The following is a 21,066-nucleotide window of genomic DNA, read 5'->3' on the forward strand; positions in this document are numbered from 1 at the left end:
AGGATGACTATTTTTTAGCTTTGGGTCTTAAAAAAGGAAAAATAATGGCAAGGAGAAATCACTCGGGCTCTAGCAGGCGACAACGTACATCCGTACGTTCTGGATTTATCGATCGGCACCGTTTGCGTATGCGTCAGCTACAGGCTCGGCGAACACGCTTGCGTGGCTACCTCTCTAACGCTGAAGAAGCAGACGTTATTGTGTCTGGAGGTGAAGTGGATATTCCATTTGACCGAGAATTGGAAAGGGAGCCCTTGATCTAATTTTCCCTTCTCTGTTGGTTTTAGAATAGAAAGAAATGAGTGCAAAAAATCTACAAAATTTATTTTTGGTATTAATCGCCAAGTTATCAAAAATTTGTTTACATAGAGACTAAATAGCAGTTGTGTGCCTTTCCAGCGGAAAAATTCGGAGAAATAATAATGACCTTGGTTACCCAGAAGACTTCCACCGCAGTTCGCGTGGTTCTGGCGAATTATTCAGACCACCGTCAGGCTGAAGATATCATCACTTTAATGGAAGAATACTCCCGTCATCCCTTTGGCGGTGGGGGCCCATTACCGGAGAAGTGTCGCAATGAGTTGGTACCTAAACTGGCGGAATTTCCCGGTGCTTTCAGTATACTGGCCTATAACGATGACGGAGTCTTAGGCCTGGTAAATTGTTTTACCGGCTTTTCCACTTTTGCATGTATGCCCTTGGTTAATATTCACGATGTTATCGTCAGCGAGCGCGCACGGGGGCAGGGTGTCTGTGCTGCGATGATGGATTTTGTGGCGCTAGAGGCAAAAAAAAGGGGCTGTTGCAAGCTGACGATGGAGGTGTTGGAAAAAAATCTTGCGGCAAAGAATGCCTACCGCAGGGTGGGATTCAAACCTTACACCTTAGATGAAGAATTTGGCCTGGCAGAATTTTGGCAACGATATCTCTGAATTTTGAGGGTGGCATTTAGCCACCCCTCCTTTCGATCTATCAGTCTCAGGCCTAACAGTCGTATTGGGCCTGCCGCATTTTTTTCCTCTTGCCGATCAAGCTGGCGACTACGGCAAAAAGCGCGATTAGGGAGACACTGATTAGCAATCCAAATAAGGGTTGTTGTGGTTCTTTCTCATACAGCCAACCACCGACAGCAAAGCCAATGGTGTAACCTCCGGTATGCATCAGTGACAGCAGCCCAAACAGCCTGCCTCCACGCTGTTGCAATTGGCTTAATAGCGCGCTGTAGCCCGGTACCAAAAAAGCAACCCCCACGACAAAGACCAGTAGCCCGGCAGCGGCGAACAGGCTACCTAGGGTGCTAGAAAGCAATATGGTGCCCGTGCACAGGGAAGTCACTCCCAGCATAAAACTCATTTGTGGCGCTTTGAGCTTTCGCACCAAGCCCACTTGAACCAGAAATCCGCAAATCGCCACCGCAGCCAATAATACGGCGGTGGTCGACGAAGCCCCCAGAGCGCTGAGACCATAGAGATCCTGAAGAGCAGGGCCCATAACCACCTGTAGCTGACCGACACTAACGGTACCCAGTAGAGCGGTGGCAAAAAGCGCAATAGCGCCTGGGGGAAAAGAAGAGTTATCAGGGGATTGTACTTCCGGCACATGACTCTCTCCCTTGGGCAATCCGGCAGTTAGCAGCAGGGCACTTAACGGTAACAGGATCAGCCAGGCCAACGGCCATAGTGCACCAGCCAGAAGTGCCGGCAGGGCAAGCAGGGGGCCGAGACCTCGTCCCAGATTGGCTGCCGCACTCAAGCCTGAAAGAATAGATAAGCGCTTATCCTCCTCTCCCAAGTCGATGGCCCAGGCCTGGCAGCAGGGATAGATGGCGGCGGCATTTAATCCATAAATAATGCGGCTGATCGCCAGGGCGATAAGAGCGTTGCTTTCCTCGAGGTATCCCTGGGACATGGCTACTAACAGTGCAACAAAGAGGCACTGGGCCAGTAGGGCACCGATTAGCCCTGCAAGTAATACTGGCTTGCGGCCAATTCTGTCACCCATTTCACCCCAGAGTGGTCCGGCAATCATCAGGCAGAAAGTACCCAGGGCCACCAGCCCCCCAATACTGGCCAGACTTAGGCCGCAGCGTTCAACTATGAGTGGGATTTGAGTCAGAAGCACAACCTGAGCGGCTCCCTGGCTGGCCACCACCATATTGATTTTGCGCTGGTGATTCTTTGAGCGGTTCTGGGATTTCCGCATCCGGGGCTCCACAACAAATAAATAAGAATGCCCAAGAAAGGGCGACCCTTTCCTGTGCATGAGTTCACAGCCAGATAATTTCTCTAGCGGCGGGCTTGAAGTGCGAGAAATTTACCTGCATCATAAGGCTAATGCAAACCATTCTCACTTAGATTTAGCTCAAAAAAGAATCACCACCATGAATAATCCTCAATCCGATGCGGCTAATGCCAGCTGCATTGATGGCGATGCTTTTGCTCAAGACCCAGTTATGACCGCCGGAGTTACGCAGGTCAATATGGCTGCGGAAAGAATGTCAGCCAACTGTTTCTTCAATGCGCTTATCCGAGAAACGGATAGTGCTGTCTGGCATGAGCGGACCGGCGGACAACTCCCTGAAGGCATCAGTGTGCCGGCGGTGAGTATTCCTCTGCCCGCCCGTGGTGACGAACTTTGGTTGAATGTCTCTTACCGCAGTGAGTGTGGCAGGCATCAGTTTACCTTGCCTATGGTATGGAGAACTGCGGATGGCGCCAGTAAAGCTATTGAGCTAGCCGAGGCGGCGCAGCTGGTTGCACAGGAGCCCGCGTTTTTCTCCGGCGCTACGACAGAGTCGAGAGTACAGTTTATCCGCCGGGTCTCGGCCAGCGTAAAAAACATGGCGCAGGCGCTGGCAGCGCGAAGTGCCGATACTGAAAAGCTATTTACCCAGCCGCTGACTTTTGCTGAGGCGGAGCAGGCACTTTTGTGTGGCCACTCTATTCACCCGACCCCTAAAAGCCGTGACCCATTTACCGATGAGGATGCCGAACATTTCGCACCAGAATTTGGTAATAGTTTTGCCCTGGTGTGGCTGGGGGTGAACCCAGAATATTTACGCGGAGCCAGTGGGGCGGAAATTAGTGAAGCGCAGTTTGCCGAACTGGTGCGTGCAACAGATGCTGCTCCGGCGGCCCCGGAAGGGTTTGTAGCTGTTCCGGCGCATCCCTGGCAGTGGCGTCAACTCGGTGAAGATCCACGCGTTGCTGAGTTAGTTGCGAGCGGAAAAATTATTGAGCTTGGCGAAGGGTGTGAGCCATGGCGGGCGACCTCCTCATTACGCGCTATTTATAGTGGCAAAAGCCCTTATATGCTGAAGTTTTCCCTCAGCTTGCGACTGACAAATTCGGTGCGCACCTTGCAGCCAAAAGAAATGGTGCGAGGTCTCGAAGTTTTAAAAGTTCGCAATACGCCATTGGGACAGGAGTTTGCCAGCCGCTACCCGCGCTTTCAGGTATTGGCGGAGCCTGCTTACCTGATGCTTGCCGATAGTAGTGGCGAGCAGATTATAGAAAGCCTGGTAATGTTCAGGGAAAACCCATTCCTGGAATCCTCTGCAGAAAATACTTGCCTGCTGGCCACTCTGACCCAGGATCATCCCGATGGTGATTCCTGTCGGGCTGCACAGTTGGTGCAGCGTCTTGCTGAAGAAGAAAAAATTTCCACAGAAGCCGCTACCAAGCGTTGGTTTAACGCTTTTCTCGATGCAGTGATCGAACCTCTGCTGATCGCCCAGGCCGATTTTGGCATTTTATTTGGTGCTCACCAGCAAAACCTGATTTTGTCATTCGATGGTGCTCTGCCGGTGGCAGGTTATTTCAGAGACTGCCAGGGCAGTGGCTATAGCCGTCTGGGCGAGGAACTGCTCAAACCTTACCTGCCTGATTTGGCCCAGGACAGTGAGAATGTCATTGATGAAGAGATGGCCAATCGTCTGTTTGTTTATTACCTGATTGTTAATAGCTGTTTTGGTTTGATCTGTGCGCTTTCCGCTGCGGGATTATTACCTGAGCATGTGCTATTGCGTCAGTTGCGTGAACGTCTGCAATTGCTTTATGAGGGGCAGAGACGTGACCGCAGCTGTCTGGAGTATTTGCTCACCGCCGATGAAATTTGGGCTAAGGGCAATTTTCAATGTGCGGTGATCGGCATGAATGAAACGACCACCGATGATCCGCTTTCCATCTATCACACCATGGCGAACCCATTGCAAGTGGCAGTAGAAACTGAAATTTCTGAAGCCTGATACCTGTGTCGATGAAAATTGAAAGGAAAGAATTATGACCAGCTCAACAGCTGCGCTAGAAATGTCCCCAGAGGAACATGGTCAGCTTCCCGATGGGCGCTCTTGGCAAGTTATTGCGGGCGGATATCGTTGCCAGTCAAATGGCGAAAATTATTTTCAGATTGAATATACCCCCGGACAAGAAGCTGCGCGTTTTATTCTGCTAACTGGTGAAAATCAACTGACAGAGTTGGATCTTTGGTTCGACTGGCTTTTTTCGCTGAATGCGGTACTACAAACTATTGCTATCGCTGAAGAAAGTACTGTTGTAAGCCGTGTATCCCGCAGTGGTTTTTATCAACGGACAGAGCTTTGGTATTGCGGCAACAATGGTGGCAAATTTCCATTGCAGTGGGTTGAGAATGAGCAGGGGGTTCGTCACCCTCTCCGTGCAGAACCGCCAAAAGGAGAGGTTTACCGCCGCCACTTCCACTCCCTGGGAATGGATTTTAGTTTGCGTCATCTGGACCCCCAAGAAGATTTAGAGCGTTTTATTGACTGGATGAATCAGGAACGCGTTGCGCTTTTTTGGGAGGAAGAGGGCGATGCAGAGAAACAGAGACAGTTTATCGACTCTGTGATGCAGGACCCCCACAAGCACCCGTTAATAGCCTGCTTTGACGATGAGCCCTTTGCCTACTTTGAAATTTATTGGGCTCTCGAAGATCGTATTGCACCCTACTACGACTGCCAGCCATTTGATCGCGGCGCGCACATGTTAGTGGGTAATCAGCGCTTCTTAGGGGGGCGCTTTGCCCAGGCTTGGTTTAATGGTGTTAGCCATTTTATGTTTCTGGACGACTCGCGCACCGAAACTTTAGTTGGGGAACCGCGTGCAGATAACCGCGCACTCCTCAAATATATTGACGGCACTATTGGTTGGAAAAAAATTAAAGAGTTTGATTTTCCACATAAACGTGCCGCCCTGGTCATATGCAAACGTGATGAATTTCTGCGAAATATGGGGGGAATATGAGCGGCGAAAAATATTGGCAACAGGCAAATAGAACCCTTCTAGTAAAGTCGCTGGCGGAACTCTGTTATGAGCAGGCGCTGACGGCAAAGGCTGAAGCGGATGGCTGTTATTCTGTCTCTCTGGCCTCCGGTGTTATTTACCATTTCAAGGCTCAATTAACCGTTTGGGATTGGCTGTTGATCGATGCGCAAAGTATTGAGCGTGAAGTCGATGGACGGTTAATGGCAGCGGATGACGCAGCGCAGTTTTTTATCGATGCCTTTCAGGATTTGGAAGCTTCTTCCAGCACTCTGGGCAATTTATTGCATGAACTCGCTAATACCCTGGTTGCCGACGTCACTCTGCTGCAAAAGCGTGCTCCTCTCAATGCGCAAACCCTGTCCACATTACCAGATGAACAATTGCAATGCCTCTTGGATGGGCACCCCAAGGCCATGGTGAATAAAGGGCGTATCGGTTGGGGAGCACAGGAATTTAATGCTTACGGCACAGAGGCGGCTCAGGGGGTTCGGCTTTTATGGTTAGCCGTTCGCCGAGATTTGGCCGTGAGTGGCAATAGCGAGCAATGGGATTGGCCACAGCTATTAGCCGAGAGCTTGGATGAGGCACAATTGCAGCAGCTGGATCGTGCTTGCCGTGAAAAAGGGGTTAGTTGGCAGGAGTTTTTGCCATTGCCTGTACATCCATGGCAGTGGCAGCATCATATTCGCCAGCATTATGCACAACAAATTTTCCGCGGCGATCTGGTCCTGCTCGGTGAATTTGGCGATAGCTACCTGCCTCAGGTATCACTGCGCACTCTGTCAAACCTTGAGCGCCCGCGCGCTTTGCATGTGAAGTTGCCGTTAACGGTATTAAACACCTCTTGCTATCGTGGCATTCCAGGTAAGTTTATGCGCTGCGGACCGGCATTATCTGAGTGGATGCAGTCACTCTGTGATCGTGATGAGCAACTGCAGTCGCGCGGTACGGGTGTTTTACAGGAAGTAGCCGGACTACATGTGCCGCACTCGCATCAAGAGTCGATTGAGGGCACGCCATATCGTTACCGGGAATTACTGGGAGTCACTTGGCGGCAGAGTCCGGCGGGCTTGTGTGCAGAAGGTGAGCGCCACCTTTTAATGGCTGCGCTACTGCAAAAAGATGCGAGTGGTAAATCTGTAGCCGCCGCTTTGATAGAGGCTTCCGGTCTCCCTGTAGAAGCCTGGCTTACGAACCTGTTTGACGCTACGGTGGTGCCGCTTTATCACCTGCTTAGCCGCTATGGCATAGGTCTGGTGGCACACTCTCAAAATCTGACACTGGTATTGCGCGATCACAAAGTGGTGCGCGTTCTCTTAAAAGATTTCCAGGGGGACCTGCGACTCGCCCAGGGTGAATTCCCGGATCGTGCAGACCTGCCAGAGTCAGCGGCACAGGTTCTCGATCAGCTGCCACCCAATTACATTATTCACGACCTGTTCACAGGCCACTTTGTCACAGTGCTGCGCTATTTATCTGCCCAATTGATGACTGAGATCGGTCTAGGAGAGCTGGAATTCTATGGCGTTTTGGCCAAGGTTTTGCGCCGCTATCAAGAATCTGCGCAACTAGATAACGCTGATATGGCAGAGCGTTTCCAGCAGTTTAATTTATTCCGTCCGCATATTGAACGTGTCTGTATTAATCGCGTGCGTCTGCGCCAGGGCTATGACGACAGTGCCGAGCGCCCTGTTCCCATTGTCGGTGGAGACCTGACCAATCCCCTTTGGCTCGCTGAACAAGAGTCACAACAACACCAACCTGAAACCGCTTCCGCTTTAGAGGCTTAATCATGAGTAATTTCCTAGATCTCGCCGGTATCGGAGCCGGTCCTTTTAATTTGGCCGTTGCCGCTCTACTGCGGAACAAATCTTTGAGTCATCGCTTTTTTGATGCTAAAGCGGAATTCTCCTGGCACCCGGGTTTAATGTTGCCGGGCGCTATGATGCAGACCTCTTACTTGAAGGACCTTGTAACACCGGTCGATCCCACCAATCCATGTAGCTTTCTGGCGTACCTGGTGGAAAATAAGCGCTTCTATGACTTCCTGCATGCGGAGCAGCGCACTGTAACTCGCCGTGAGTTTGCTGATTATCTGGCCTGGGCAGCGCGCCGCCTGGATTCCATTCAAATGAGTAGCCGTGTCCAAAGCGTGGTGGATAATGGTGAATTCTTTGAGCTGGATGTGCATGGCCCCAATGGCCGCGAGCAAGTGCTTGCCAAAAATTTATGTGTTGCTGCAGGTAAAAAACCGAATATTCCAGAGTGCAGTCGCCCATTCCTGTCAGACAATTGCTTCCATGCACTGGAAATCGCCCTGCGTAATCCAGATGTCAGTGGTAAACGTGTTGCCGTGGTCGGTGGCGGCCAGACAGGTGCAGAAGTGGTTATTAATCTTCTGAGCAAACACTGGGGTCGTCCACAACAGGTCACTTGGGTATCCCGCCGCAGCAACTACCTGCCGTTGGATGAAACACCGTTTACCAATGACTGGTTTACTCCGGAATATGTCGATGTTTTTCGTCAGTTGAGCCCACAGCGCCGTGAGGAAGTTGTCGCGGAGCAAAAACTGGCTTCTGATGGTATATCCCCGGATACCCTCAAGGAGCTCTATCAGTTGTTCTATCGCCTTGTGCACCTGGAAAAAGATGCTGAGCGAGTGGCATTAATGCCCAATCGTGAGCTAATGGATATGTCTCATCGTGGTGACTACCAGTTACAGCTGGAAAACCACCTGTTGGGAGAGGCGGATGGAACCGAATGGATTAATGCGGATATCGTAATATTGTGCACGGGCCTTTGCGAGGCTTTACCCCCCTGTCTGGCGCCTCTGCAGGAACATATTGCGCGTGATACAGACGGTCGCTTGTTATTGGATGATGCTTTTGCAGCAAAACTCAACGGCGACGAGAGTGGCCGCCGCTTGTATTTCCTTGGCACAGGTCGTACCAGTCATGGAATTGCGGAGCCACAGCTGAGTCTGTCGGCCTGGCGTGCCGCGCAGGTGGTGAATGATTTGCTTGGTAGTGGGGTGTATGACAACCAGCAAACGAGTAACTTTATGAAGTGGATTACCCCTCAAACTCAGCAAGCTGCTGTAGCTTAATTTTGTAGGGTTAACCGTGATTGACCTCCTGATGCCTATCAGAGAGGTCGGTCACGGATAAAGTATTTCTACAACCCTTTCTCTGGCCATCCTCGTTCCAAGGATTACTTGGTAACGTCAATAAAAATACCCATATGATCAGTGATCGCAGCGGCCTTATTGGCTCCATTAATATTGACCACTGTGCTTTGTGATATATAGTCCACATTAACAATTTTGATTGTTGCAGTATTGTAGACGGCCACATCATATTTTTGGCTGGCGGTACTATTAGTGCCGGAAAAGCTGCGTTGGTAAGAGTCTGAGGGTGTCATCTCGTTAGCGGGATGAGCGTCACGGAATATATTGCTCGTTGCGCGACTGATCACTGAGGGGGTAAAGCTGTTAGTGCCCTGATTGGTATCCCCCATTACGAGATCGATAGCACCGTGTCCCTGTTGTAATAAATGTTTATTAATATTTTGGTAGAACAATGTTGCCTGGCCTTCACTCTTGGCAATGCTGTTAGGGACATGCACAAATACAGCATTCACATTACCTGTCTTTACCGCGATCCAGCCCATGCCCGAACCCAGAATTTGGTGTTGAGTGGTATTGGCAGCATGTACACTAAAGCTATTACAGGCCTTTCCAGTAGAGCTTGATCCCACCAAACCCCCAGCGTGCTGCTGCATGGAATCCCATTCGCTGTGAGCGCCATCCATTTCGCCATAAACCAGCAGATCACATGGTTTTCTAAATGAGCGATACAGGTGTTGATGGGTTTGCCGCGCCTTACCTTCAATCATACTAAGGAACTGGCCGTTACTATGTTGGCCTTTGGCCATATAGCCTTGTGGTGCTTGAGCAACCAGCTGGGCCGGGCCATGGATCGGAATGTGGGGTTCAAGGCTCTCGGCCGTTGGCATTACCAAAAACCAGGGGTCTTGATGAGTAGCTTGGTGATTATGGGTAACACGAGTGAAGTGCTGGCTATTGGAAGCGCTTACGCCACGATTGGTACTGGCATTTGAATTGATGGATTGGTAGGCAAAAGTTGGCATGTCGGCTACTCATTTTTATTGAATCGACGAATCAAGTTTTTTGTTTAATACCGTTTCTTAATAAGAAAAGCCAGATTTCTTTATGGGTATGGTCTTGTAAGTAAAGGAATTCATCGCTTAATAGTGGCGCGATACTATTTTTGCTAAGGATGTTTGGCTGGTGTTCAAGGAATTTATGGCGTCTGAAAAATCGCTTTCCCACCTTGGTTGTAACCTGGTTGTAAGAAGTAGCCTTAACTCTTTTATTTAAAATCGAAGTTTAATTTATAGGCGAAAATATAATTTGGTCTCACTGATAATTGATCCTGCTATCAAACTGGCAATAAACCTGAACTTTGCTGTTGAATTATTTCAGGTCTTGAATTTTTTCATTAAATATTTCTGTGCTTCCCAAAAAAATAGTCTATGTGAGTACTAATTAGTACCTGTAAATCCTCAAATTCTCCTTTTTGATAGCGTTGGGATATATCCATTTTACATCCCATTATTTGTGATCATAACCTGCCAATTAACTCACAAATATATTGCTGAATAATGTGCCAAAACCGGTTTGTTCAAAACTCTTGTGCAATACTTTTTTGGTACTGAACCATTGGTCTAGTGCATGCAGTGAGCAGGGAGGAAATCTGTAATGCGTTTGAACTCAACCCTTGCACAAGGGCGCTATCACTACAGCTGCGACGGACGCGAGATGCCCGTGCAAGACAGCTGGCAGTTGGGCTTTGACGCCCTGGGCCGCCGCTCTTTAGTCAGTCAAAGACTGGTGGGCGATAAGGGCTTCGGCATAGAGGTCTTTGCGCTGTTAAGTAATGGTTTGGTGAGCGAGTGCCAAGTGAATTGGCGCGATGAGGTTGATGAAGTCACTGCCCAGTATCATTTGTGCTCCCCTGAAGGGCATTCTCCCCGCTTGGGTGATGAAATAGAGGCGACCTGGAGTGGACCCAATGGCCCTCAAGAATTGCGGGTGGGTGGTAATAACCGCCTGCTGTTTCCCCTGATGCGAGTTTTTATGGGGCCACTCTTGAAAACACTGATAAAGCACCCGGCTGGACTGGAAGTTGTTTCCCCCGATATTGTGGACCCCTCCCAGCGAGGCAAGCTACTGGCTCCCAGAGTGAGCCATCGCACCGCACGGATTATGGCGGGCGACCAGGCTAGCCAGCGCACCCAGGATCTGGGGTCAGATATTAGCGGTTACATTTATCAGGGCGATGAGGCGGAGCGGGATGCGCACTGCTATGTCGATAACCGCAGTCTTTTGGTGGGTTATGATTGGCCTTCCAGTACCGGTCGCCTGTGGCAGGTTCGACTCAGAGATCTGGAATGGTCCCCCAGTCTTACTAGCCTGCTTTTTTAAAATGCCCTTTCTTGGTTGTGTTCACCGAGTTTCAATCTTGTGAACACAACTCAATTATCAGTCCAATGAATAACCATTATAATTGGCACTTGATTCATCTTTATAAGACCGCCAGGTTTTTCTACTTCGTGAAAATAATCCCAAAATGCCCTTCTTCCCCGCTATTTTGAACTTTTGGTATCCGGTAGGCATCCTAGTCAACCGCCGCTAACAGGTCACTGAGCGGGTGCCGGAAAAATTATACGGCGGGATTTTTTCAGAACCGCAGTGTAAGCTTGCGTCACTATTGTGCTAATGGGGGAGCCATTTTGCCTTTTATCAAATCCAATTCCCGCTGGGGAATGCCATTGGCAGTCGCTTTATTTGTGACTTCCCAGTTGCCGTTTAATGTTGCTCTAGCCAGTATTGATGAAGAGACAGAGGTAGAGCTCAAGGAACTGGATGAAACACCGAAACAACAGCAGGAGCAATGTTTACAAGAGCAGCTGTTGATTTCCTCCGCCGATACCACATTGAGGGAGATTCGCCTGCTCTGTGCTGACCGGGTTAGAGCTCAGTTGGGGCTGGAGGAAGATTTTTTTGAGGTCGATCCGGTGGTGGAAGAGTACTCAGAGGATCTGCCCACCGATAAGGTTCTGCTAGGTGGCCGGGCCCAAGCCATTCGCGATGCTGCCAGTAACCCCTTTACTCTTGCCTCCCATAAAACCAACTATATATTGCCGTTTACCTATAACCCGTCACCTGAAAAGGGTGGCTTGTCAGACTATAAGGGTGAAGGCAAAGACCTGGATAATATCGAGGTGCAATTTCAGTTGTCGGTACAGGTACCCGTATGGCGGGGCTTTCTCGGTAGTGCTTCATTTATGAGTGTGGCCTACACCAACCGCAGTTTTTGGCAGGCTTATAACTCTGATAACTCATCACCCTTTCGTGAAACTAACCACGAACCGGAGTTGATCCTGACCTGGCTTAATGATTGGAGCCTGTTTGGCTGGCAAAATGTGGCCAACCAGGTCGCCTTCAATCATCAGTCCAATGGCCGTAATGAGCCCTATTCCCGCAGTTGGAACCGGGTATATGCCAACTTCCTCTTTGAGCGGGATAACTTCTCCCTTGGCGTTAAGCCTTGGTATCGCCTACCGGAGGACCGCGATGATGACGACAACCCGGATATAGAACATTATCTGGGGCACTTTGAGCTGAGTGGGCGCTACCGCGATGGTGATCACACTATAGCCGTTATGTTGCGCAATAATTTGCGCTCAGACAATCATGGCGCGTTTGAGCTAACCTGGGGCTTTCCCCTGGGGGACCGGGTGGATGGCTACGTTCGCTACTTTAACGGTTACGGAGAAAGCCTGATCGACTACGATGAGTCAGTACAGACTCTCGGCTTCGGTTTTACCCTGGCTCAGGGTTTCTAGCCCTCTATAAAAAGGATGAGTCAGTAGCGGGTCAGGGAAGGAACCTATGGGATTTGAGGACAGTTACCGGCTCAGCGCGCATGCGGTGATTACTAATGATGCTGGGGAAGTCTTACAACTGCTGGCAACTTATGCCAACCGCAGCTGGGGGCTTCCCGGTGGAGCCCTGGACCCGGGAGAGACTATCCACGAGGCCTTGCGGCGGGAGTGTCGCGAGGAATTGGGACGAGAGGTGGGTATCGAATACCTCAGTGGAGTCTATTACCACAAGGTCTACAACTCCCACGTATTTATTTTTCGTGCTCGTTTTACCGACAGAAGGCATATCACCTTGTCCAGCGAGCACTCAGAGGTGGCGTATTTTCCTCTGGAGCGCCTGTCCGAGGTTCAGCGGCACAGAGTCAGGGATTGCCTCGAGTTCGACGGCGTTGTCCGCAGCGCAAAGTTCTAACTTTAACCTCTTCCTTGGCAATAGATCTGGTCGGTCAGCTTGCTTTTGGCGAATTCCGCCAAAAGCACTGTCATCGCGGAATTCCCAAGTCCTCTCTATTAGTATTTGCCCCCTGGTTTTTTACCCAAGAACTCCAGATTCTCCGCTATTGCCGGGGGACTTAATAAAAGTTAATAAAATCAAACAGTTGAATAATTAAAGCAGCGGCCCTCGAGAAGTTGCGGGCTATGCTGGTGGATAAGAATATGGGTTTGGACATGAAGATGCCTGAATTGGGCAACCTGAAGCACAGCGCACAGAAGCTGGAATGCCACGTAGCGCTGGTGAGCGCAGACAGCAAATTAGCGGGAGACTGGGTTAGCGCTCTCAACAACACCGCAGCTCTGCATGAGAATCCCTTCGGACTGGTATTTGAAGCGGTGGTCCCTGCAGATGTCGAACATCTGGCTCTGGAGGAAGGGCGCCTGCAAGCGATAATTGTGGATGGTGGCACCGATGCTCAGGGGCTCGAAGCCGCGGATATGCTCGCTGACCAGATACATGCACTTCGCTCCCAGCTCAATATTTTTCTGGTGGCTCAGAGTGATATTGCCGGCGGTACACCTTTGGCGGGTAAGAGTGGCGTTAAATCACTGACCAATCTACGCAGGCGTTTTGACGAGTTGTTCGACCGCCGGGAAGGCAACTTCAACCATATGTTTCGCCTGGTACAGGCGTTTATTGCCCGCCGTGCCTCCACTCCCTTTGCCGATACCTTGAAAGAGTATGTGTTCTCTGCACGTGACGCCTGGCATACCCCCGGCCATTCCGGTGGCGACAGCCTGCGCAATAGCCCCTGGGTGGGGGATTTCTACCGTTTTATGGGTGAGCATGTCTTCAATACAGACTTGTCTGTTTCGGTGCAGATATTGGATAGCCTGCTGGAACCGCATTCGGTAATCCAGGAGGCACAGGATCTGGCGGCCCAGGCATTTGGTTCGCGTCACACCTTTTTCCTGACCAATGGTACCTCCACCGCTAACAAAGTAGTGATCCAACAGATCCTCGGTGGGGGCGGTAAGATTATTGTCGACCAGGCCTGCCACAAATCGGTCCACCATGCGATAGTGATGAACCGCTGTAAGCCGGTCTATCTAAAGTCGGTGTTACACCCTGAATTTGGCATTTATGGTCCGGTAAAGCGCTCCGACATTGAGGCGGCCCTGGATGAGCACAGTGATGCACGCCTGTTGGTTATTACCTCCTGCACCTACGATGGGCTGCGTTATGACCTGAAACCCATCATCGATTATGCCCATGAGCGCGGGGTTAAGGTGCTGGTCGATGAGGCTTGGTTTGCCCACGGATTCTTCCACCCGGAGCTGCGTCCGACAGCGCTTGAGTGTGGCGCTGACTACGTGACCCAGAGCACCCATAAGATGTTGTCGGCCTTCTCCCAGGCCAGCATGATTCATGTGCAGGACCCGGACTTTGACGAGTTCCGCTTCCGCGAGAACCTGAATATGCACGCTTCCACCAGTCCGCAATACGCCATGATTGCCAGCCTCGATGTGGCCCGCAAGCAGATGGCGATGGAAGGCTACGGGCGCCTCAAGCAGTGCCTGCAGATGGTGGAAACCTTGCGTCGCGCAGTGAACGAAACAGGTGTATTCCGCGCGCTGACTCGCGACGACCTGATTGCCGAGCCCTTGGCTGGCGATAACATCCGCCTGGACCCCACCAAGGTAACCATCGATATTTCCCGCAGTGGCTACTCGGGCAATGAAATGCAGATCAAGCTGTTTGACCAGTATGGTATTCAGGTGGAAAAGACCACCTACAATACCATCACGGTATTGGTAACTCTGGGGAGCACCGAGAGTAAATTGCTGCGTCTGATTCACGCGCTCAAGCAGTTGGCGGGAAATACCCATAAGCGTATCCATGTGGGCACGCCGCGTCGTTTGCCTGAATTCACCCGCTTTACCTGTCTGCCGGCGGATGCTTACTTTGCCGAGACAGAAGAGCTGCCGTTGATGGATAACGGGGTTAACGCTACGCAGAATCTGGTTGGCCGCACCAGCGCTGATGAGATAGTGCCATACCCGCCGGGTATTCCAGTACTGGTTCCCGGACAGGAAATTTCTGCACAGATCGTGCAGTTCCTACAGCAGTTATTACAGGGTCAAAATACCACGGAGATTCACGGTCTGATTTTCCGCTCCGATGAACCTATGCTGCGCGTGGTTAAGGATGTGCCAGGCATTGAAGAAGCCAAAGACAAGAAGTCCGGCGCTAAAAAGACGAAATAAAACGATATGAGCTATCCGGCATGGAGGCCGGTATGTTTGACCAACCAAGGACGGTATTGCTTGCTGGTGCTTCGGGCGGTTTGGCTCGTGCAATAGGTGCCGAAATAGTTCGGCGCTATCCCGATATTACACTGGTAACTTTGAGTCGCGCCGCCGTGGATCGGGTGCCGGGGCATGCCGGGGAGCGTCGGCACCTGGCGGTTTCCCTCGCTGATGAGCACTCTGTTAAATCTGTTGAGACCTTTCTCTCTGAGTTTTCCTCTCCGCCCGACTGGGTGATTCATTGCTGTGGGCTGTTACACGATGCATTCCATGGCCCGGAAAAATCCCTGGCTCAATGTGAGGATGATTGGTTGATACAGTCCATGCGAATCAACCTGCTGACTCACTTGCACCTGGCCCAGGCCCTGGACAGGAAGTTACAGCGAAAACAGCCGCTGCTGTGGGCATCCCTTTCAGCCAAAGTGGGGAGTATTGGTGACAATGTTCTAGGGGGTTGGTATAGCTACCGTATCAGCAAAGCATCGCTCAATATGCTGGTAAAAAACCTATCTATTGAATGGGGGCGCCGCCTGGAACAGAGTTGTGTGGTGGCAATCCATCCGGGAACTACGGATACGGCACTTTCGAAACCATTCCAAAGTAACCTTGCACCGGGCAAATTATACAGCCCGGCATTGAGTGCCGGGCGTATTGTAGATGTACTGCAACAACTCGCCCCTGCCGATAGCGGCAACCTGTTTTTTTGGGATGGTAGTCGCTTACCCTGGTAGGTAATCAGGGGTTCATCAAGCCTGGCCAGGTGTTATCGTCTGTTATTCGCGGATATCCGCTGTTGGCCTGATCAGTAGTGATGGAATAGCGTATATAGCGTTGATTTTTTAGAAAGAAATAAGCGCGAAACATGTTCCACTGGTGGGCCGCAGTAATCTCAGTGGCATAGGCGCCGAGCCCCGGCCAGGTATTGTCATTGATAGGTTTTGGGTAGCCACTGTCAAGCTGATCATCTTCCAAGTCATAGCGCAAATAATTTCCGTCCTCCAGAAAAAAATAGACTTTGCTATTCGGCCACTTCAAGGCTGCACGAATTTTTGATGCGTAGGAAGCCATACCTGGCCAACTATTGTTATCCACGAGTTTGGGGTAGCCGGAGTCCACCTGATCATCATTAAGGTCGTATCGCAGGTAACGCCCATCGCTTAAGAAGAAATAACCTTTATCACTATTGGCTTTAAAGGCAGCGACAATCTGGTTGGCATAATCCCCTAAACCTGGCCAACTACTGTTATCTGTTGTGCGTGGATAGTCATTTGCCGTTTTATCTAGAATTTTGTTATAGCGTACATATTGATTGTCTCCACGAAAGTAGTATGCACGCGAACCGTTCCAGTCGAGACCGGCGATAATTTCCAGGGCGGACTTACGCAGGGCGACCGGGGTGTCGTTATAGACGAGTACATAATCTAGAATGCCCTGAACGCCCGTGTAATCAGTCCAACTCCGTGTGCTAGCGTCTACTACATCAATAAGTTGATCGTTCTGATAGACTTCAACTGGACCACTATCTGTGGAATACCAATTGATTGACGTATTACTGGCTGACATCAACTTACGTGTGCCTGGGCTGCCAATCAATGGATTTCCATCCAGTTTCCAGGTTGTCTGCAGATCGATATCCATAAAACGCAGTATTGTAGGGGCTATCGACGTTTGTGCCGAATAGCCATAAATACCACCGAAGTCCTTATTTTGGATATCCTCAACGTAATCGTTGTGCTCGGCATTTAATGGTAGGTTACTACCAATAAAAATAGTTTTCTCATTGACCGTCTGTGATCCATGACCACAACCCCGGGTATCGCGACCATGGTCTGTGGTTACCAGCACCAGCCATTCTTCTCCGTTAGCAATGCGCGAATCTACTGCATTTAACAGCTCACCAAGTTGTGTATCACTCGTGCGAATACTTTCGTTATAGCGATCGCCAAAACAGGAACTGTGACCGGCACCATCGGGATCATCCAGATGCAGGAATAGAAAATCCACATGTCCGGAAGAGATTTCCTGTATAGCGCGTGCGGTAACATCTGCATCGGAAAGACCACTTAAAACCAAGTCTGCCTTCTCCAGATCTGTGGTGAAGAAGTTGCTATTAATGGGGCTCCAATTGGATATGCTGCCTACCCAGTGGTTATTGTCCGCTTCTTTAATTCGTTTGAATAAACTTGGAAATTCTTCGTTAGCCAGGCCAGAGTCATTGGAGGTAACCCTGTGTTTGTTTGCCCAGACACCTGTGAGTATAGTGGACCAGCCAGGCCCACTTTTAGTGTCTTGTTGGCTTGGGGTGCCTTGAATACCTCCGGTGTAGGCTTTGTGTAGAATTAATCGATCATAATTGGGAGTGGCAACGTCTTTTAGCTTCTCGTACTGTAATCCATCAATGCCGATAAGAAGAACTTTCTTATTATTTAATGCAAAAACGGATTGGGTGCTCGAAACTAGCGTAATCAACAACAGGCAGGAGATGAGTATCTTCATATCGAATATCCTGTAATTATAATGGTTATCTGGACTAGACCAGGAGCATTAGGATAGACGACGGTTGTTAAATGCTAGTGAAGAGATTTTTACCGTGATGCTGCCAAGAAATGACAGCTATTTAAAAACCTACAATTAAAAAACACCTGAAGCCCCTAAATAAGGAGTAGAGTGGCTTTTTAACAAGGAATAGGGGATTACTGGGTGGCGACTTCCATTTCTATAGCGTGGGGTAGCCAGTATTCGATATTGTAATCAATCAAATACCCACTGGAGTCATAACGCAGTCGGGTAATTTTCAGGCTTGGAGCACCGGCCGGAATACCTAGTGGTTCGGCACATAGTAATTCCAGATTCGCAACCTGGATATTGCAGTGTTCCCGGTTAATATTCACTGCATAGTTATGCCGCAATATTTCTGTCACAGATTCCGATAAATCGAAATCCGATAATCCGGAGAAGCGCTCTGCTGGTAGATAACTTTCCTCCACCATAACCGCCCGCTGGTCTAAATAGCGTACTCTTCGCATTTCAAAAAATTTGGTGCTTTTGGTTACCGCAAAAGCTGAATAAATATCGCGGCGCACGCTCAGTTTGCGAAAGCCCAGCACCTTAGTTGTGGGGAGGAAGGACTGCTCTCGGGCCATAGAGTTAAAGTTAACCTTCTTCGCGGGGTTCATCACAAACCGATTCGGGGCAACAAACCAGCCACGGCGATTCTGGCGGTAGACCAGACCTTCCCCTTCTAGGCGGTTTAATCCATCGCGCAAGGTAATACGGGTGATCCGCAGCTGTTCCGCCAGCTCTCGTTCGGCGGGCAGCTTGTGGTTAGCACCCAGGCGATCATTGCCGATCAACAGTTGTATATGGGCTTTGATATCGTCGAAACTGGAGGACACAATACTTCTCTTGGATGTGATCTTAAGCTCAATCTTTAGCCTGGGCTACCGAGCGGTTATTGTTCAAAGTTGATAGCCTATCAGGGGCGTTCTCCAAGGGCCAGACGGCGATTGATATCAACCAATATGGGTTCAAGTTTACGGATATCATCAATTAAGTAATGAGCGCCACAGCCCTCTAGTTTTTGATAGGCACAAAGGCTGTGATTGTTTTTATCCGTCTCTGAAAGTGCTTGCCAGCTATCTAACGACAATCCCGAGGCGTTCCCGGAAAGTACCACTGCAACTGTCCACATGCCGGCATTTCGCCCCTCATGAATGCCAGCAGCGGTGTCATCTACTTTGACACATTGGCTGACGGATGGGATTCCCATGGCAATGATGTTTTTCAATGCGGCGGCAGGCCCGGGTCTCGCGCCTATAGCCTCATCTGCAGTAACAACGCAATCGGGTTCCAGGCCTTGTTGGAGAGCCTTTGCCAGCATTCCCTCAATCATTATACGGCTGTAGCCAGTGGTGCTACCGATACGTAAATTACGCTCACGTAGGCGAATAAACAGTTTATCAGCCCCAGGTACCATTTGGCTGTGTTTGTCGATTTCAATAATCTGTATCGGGGCCAGTTGTCGATACAGTTCCTCTACATCGGATTCCTGCGGCAAACGCCCGTGTACTTTTTGCCAGGCAGTAAGAATGGATTCCTGCTGTAACATGCGACGAATATGCTCTTTCTTCTCCGTCCCCATTGGAATGCGGGTTTGTTCTTCGCTGACAATAATGCCCGCATTGGCAAATACTTGCATAAAGGCTCGTAACGGAGCCCGGGAGCCGAAATCCACAAGTGTTCCGGCCCAGTCCAGGATGACAGCTTTCAATTGTGAGGATTCCATGGAATATCTCCTTCAGTTGGTGAGGTTGGGAGTTGAGCAGCTGGTTACTTGTTGACCGAGTACCTTCGCACAAAGCCGTAGCCAGTGATCTAAAGGGGCTATCTCTAAATCGGGTGTTTTTCCCGAGTCATCCCACTCGCGCAGGAGCAGGGCATCCTTGGCAAAGGGGGTCTGTAGAAAGATACATTGCTCTTGATTGCTCATGCTCTTACCCTGCTGCAGTAGCGTTTTTTGGCTAGCTCGGGATAGCCTTGCTTCGTAATGATTATCCATGCTCGTAAGGTATCTCTTGGCTTGAACGTGGAGGGCGATAGGCATGGTCACCGAAGAGGGAAATCCCCATCCATCTAACAATTCTGCGCCTATACGGTCATGTTCGCGATGACCCTCAGAATCGATGCCAATAACTTCTTCTTTTATCGCATAGAGATGGCCGATATCATGCAGAAATGCAGCAACAATCAATTCAACGGTATTACCGGCTTGCTGTGCCAAGGCAGCACACTGAGAGGCATGCTGTAATTGCGTGCAATTTTCTCCAAGTTTTATATTGCCATTTTGTGAAAATAGTTGGCGAATTTCATCTATCGTTTTATTACACATCGATGAGGCATTCCTCCAGAGCATTTTCCTCAAAAATATTCTTCACCACCCGCTCCATTAGTGCGGGCCCCGTTGTCATACCTTTTCCGCCAATACCTGTCACTAAATGAATATTTTCAGCTGCAGATTTGAGGAATACCCCTTGACTATTTTCTTGGCTGTAATAGCCATTCCAGACTCTGTCTATCTCGTAATGGGGAAGTTTGAGGATACGTCTGGCTTCCGTGACCATCAGTGTGTTGATTTCCTGACGAATCTCGTAATCTAAAGAATCGGATTCCTGCGCAGAGAAGTACTCATGGGAGTCACCGATGATGATGCTGCCATCGGCAGATTGCCGAAAAAGCAGGTGAATCCCAAATTTTCCATAATCCGGATCTATCTGAGATGCAGGTAAATTTTTATAGTTGGGACAGCTTTTGAATGCCTCGTAACGGCGTATAGTCAGACCAGTAAGCAAATTTCCTGGAATCTTCACGCCTTTGATGGGTTGGGTACGTAACATCTGCAATTTACTGAGCTGCATTTTCTCTGTTTGTAAAAATTCTGGAAACAAGTAGCTAAGCTGATGTCCACAACAAATTAGCGCTCGTTCTGCGGAAAAGATTTCTCCTGTTGAGCAGCGAACCACTATGTCTTTGTTGACTTCCTCTATAGTCGAAACTGGAGAAGATTTTTTGAAGTGGAGGTCTACTTCATTTTCAAGTAGTTTCCAGAAATTTTTCATCAATAGTGCACTTTCTGCACTCATTTCTTGTGGGTAGAGGAGGCCACCTTGGCAGTAACCTTGCTCTAGAGAGGCAATACGCTCGCGGCATTGTGCTGGAGTAAGAAGTTTGGAAACGTAATTCGTCTCAGTATTAATCTCATGCATCTCTTCAAGAAGACTCGCTTCTTCTGCTGAGGAAGCGACATAAAGAGATCCTTGTTGCCAGAGTGTATCTGGCATTAATGATGCTAATTCGCCATATATTTCTAGTGAGCGCCGCCCCAGGTTACGCCATACATCCAGATTCATACCAGATGGCACTATTTGCCCAAAATTTCGGACGGTTGCTCCACAGGATTGAATGCTGGAATCGATTAATAATACCTTTCTTCCGGCTTTTAGTGCATGGTAAGCGGCGAAGCTTCCTAATACTCCGGCACCAACAATGGCGATATCAAATTTCATAACTTCAC

The 21,066-nt window shown here is 49.6% G+C and carries 18 protein-coding genes; 11 read left to right on the forward strand and 7 right to left on the reverse strand.

Translation table 11 applies throughout. From position 1 onward, the window contains the following. Window positions 1-44: 44 nt before the first annotated feature. Window positions 45-263 (forward strand): hypothetical protein, encoded by a 219-nt coding sequence (locus LC073_RS02695; RefSeq protein WP_226643112.1) that lies wholly within the window; start codon window positions 45-47, stop codon window positions 261-263. A gap of 159 nt (window positions 264-422) precedes the next feature. Continuing rightward, the gene (locus tag LC073_RS02700) at window positions 423-932 is read left to right on the forward strand and encodes a GNAT family N-acetyltransferase (protein ID WP_226643114.1); all 510 of its coding nucleotides are present in this window, start codon (window positions 423-425) and stop codon (window positions 930-932) included. Between the two features lie 52 nt (window positions 933-984). Here the strand turns inward: LC073_RS02700 and LC073_RS02705 are convergent, their stop codons facing one another. Then, complete coding sequence (locus LC073_RS02705; RefSeq protein ID WP_226643116.1) at window positions 985-2,202, reverse strand: MFS transporter; 1,218 nt, start codon at window positions 2,200-2,202, stop codon at window positions 985-987. 178 nt (window positions 2,203-2,380) lie between these two features. On the opposite strand from LC073_RS02705, the gene LC073_RS02710 reads away from it, so the two are divergent. From LC073_RS02710 to LC073_RS02725, 4 genes are read left to right on the forward strand one after another with little or no spacing between them, the layout of a single operon-like run. Beyond that, the gene (locus LC073_RS02710; RefSeq protein WP_226643118.1) at window positions 2,381-4,246 is read left to right on the forward strand and encodes an IucA/IucC family protein; all 1,866 of its coding nucleotides are present in this window, start codon (window positions 2,381-2,383) and stop codon (window positions 4,244-4,246) included. A 34-nt stretch (window positions 4,247-4,280) separates the two neighbouring features. Continuing rightward, on the forward strand, window positions 4,281-5,261 hold the full coding sequence (locus LC073_RS02715; RefSeq protein WP_226643120.1) for a GNAT family N-acetyltransferase: 981 nt from the start codon (window positions 4,281-4,283) through the stop codon (window positions 5,259-5,261). Beyond that, entirely contained in the window at window positions 5,258-7,072 is a 1,815-nt protein-coding gene (locus LC073_RS02720; RefSeq protein ID WP_226643122.1) for an IucA/IucC family protein, read from the forward strand. Before LC073_RS02715 ends, LC073_RS02720 begins: the two co-directional genes overlap by 4 nt. Before the next feature lie 2 nt (window positions 7,073-7,074). Beyond that, on the forward strand, window positions 7,075-8,388 hold the full coding sequence (locus LC073_RS02725; protein ID WP_226643124.1) for a lysine N(6)-hydroxylase/L-ornithine N(5)-oxygenase family protein: 1,314 nt from the start codon (window positions 7,075-7,077) through the stop codon (window positions 8,386-8,388). A gap of 104 nt (window positions 8,389-8,492) precedes the next feature. Here LC073_RS02725 and LC073_RS02730 read toward each other — a convergent pair whose 3' ends face one another. Then, complete coding sequence (locus tag LC073_RS02730) at window positions 8,493-9,431, reverse strand: hypothetical protein (protein ID WP_226643126.1); 939 nt, start codon at window positions 9,429-9,431, stop codon at window positions 8,493-8,495. Between the two features lie 631 nt (window positions 9,432-10,062). On the opposite strand from LC073_RS02730, the gene LC073_RS02735 reads away from it, so the two are divergent. The 5 genes from LC073_RS02735 to LC073_RS02755 all read left to right on the forward strand — a co-directional run bounded on the left by LC073_RS02735 (window position 10,063) and on the right by LC073_RS02755 (window position 15,727). After that, complete coding sequence (locus LC073_RS02735; protein WP_226643128.1) at window positions 10,063-10,788, forward strand: hypothetical protein; 726 nt, start codon at window positions 10,063-10,065, stop codon at window positions 10,786-10,788. Between the two features lie 308 nt (window positions 10,789-11,096). Beyond that, window positions 11,097-12,212, forward strand: a complete 1,116-nt coding sequence (locus LC073_RS02740) for a phospholipase A (RefSeq protein WP_226643130.1) — start codon at window positions 11,097-11,099, stop codon at window positions 12,210-12,212. 46 nt (window positions 12,213-12,258) lie between these two features. Then, a complete protein-coding gene (locus LC073_RS02745; RefSeq protein ID WP_226643132.1) occupies window positions 12,259-12,663 on the forward strand; it encodes an NUDIX hydrolase in 405 nt (134 codons plus the stop codon). 245 nt (window positions 12,664-12,908) lie between these two features. Continuing rightward, window positions 12,909-14,954 (forward strand): aminotransferase class I/II-fold pyridoxal phosphate-dependent enzyme, encoded by a 2,046-nt coding sequence (locus LC073_RS02750; protein WP_226643134.1) that lies wholly within the window; start codon window positions 12,909-12,911, stop codon window positions 14,952-14,954. Window positions 14,955-14,986: 32 nt separating this feature from the next. After that, a complete protein-coding gene (locus LC073_RS02755; protein WP_226643136.1) occupies window positions 14,987-15,727 on the forward strand; it encodes an SDR family oxidoreductase in 741 nt (246 codons plus the stop codon). A 4-nt stretch (window positions 15,728-15,731) separates the two neighbouring features. Here the strand turns inward: LC073_RS02755 and LC073_RS02760 are convergent, their stop codons facing one another. The 5 genes from LC073_RS02760 to LC073_RS02780 all read right to left on the reverse strand — a co-directional run bounded on the left by LC073_RS02760 (window position 15,732) and on the right by LC073_RS02780 (window position 21,058). Beyond that, window positions 15,732-17,492: an alkaline phosphatase family protein gene (locus LC073_RS02760; RefSeq protein WP_226643138.1), complete on the reverse strand. Its 1,761-nt coding sequence runs from the start codon at window positions 17,490-17,492 to the stop codon at window positions 15,732-15,734. A 197-nt stretch (window positions 17,493-17,689) separates the two neighbouring features. After that, window positions 17,690-18,391, reverse strand: a complete 702-nt coding sequence (locus LC073_RS21780) for a UTRA domain-containing protein (protein WP_226643139.1) — start codon at window positions 18,389-18,391, stop codon at window positions 17,690-17,692. An 80-nt stretch (window positions 18,392-18,471) separates the two neighbouring features. Beyond that, window positions 18,472-19,281: a phosphonoacetaldehyde hydrolase gene (gene phnX / locus LC073_RS02770; protein ID WP_226643141.1), complete on the reverse strand. Its 810-nt coding sequence runs from the start codon at window positions 19,279-19,281 to the stop codon at window positions 18,472-18,474. Between the two features lie 12 nt (window positions 19,282-19,293). Further along, a complete protein-coding gene (locus LC073_RS02775) occupies window positions 19,294-19,884 on the reverse strand; it encodes an HD domain-containing protein (protein WP_226643149.1) in 591 nt (196 codons plus the stop codon). Further along, on the reverse strand, window positions 19,877-21,058 hold the full coding sequence (locus LC073_RS02780; protein WP_226643151.1) for a TIGR03364 family FAD-dependent oxidoreductase: 1,182 nt from the start codon (window positions 21,056-21,058) through the stop codon (window positions 19,877-19,879). Before LC073_RS02780 ends, LC073_RS02775 begins: the two co-directional genes overlap by 8 nt. Between the last annotated feature and the right edge of the window lie 8 nt (window positions 21,059-21,066).

The sequence above is a fragment of the Microbulbifer variabilis genome (assembly GCF_020524905.1).
In the GTDB taxonomy this organism is placed as follows: Bacteria; Pseudomonadota; Gammaproteobacteria; order Pseudomonadales; family Cellvibrionaceae; genus Microbulbifer; species Microbulbifer variabilis_A.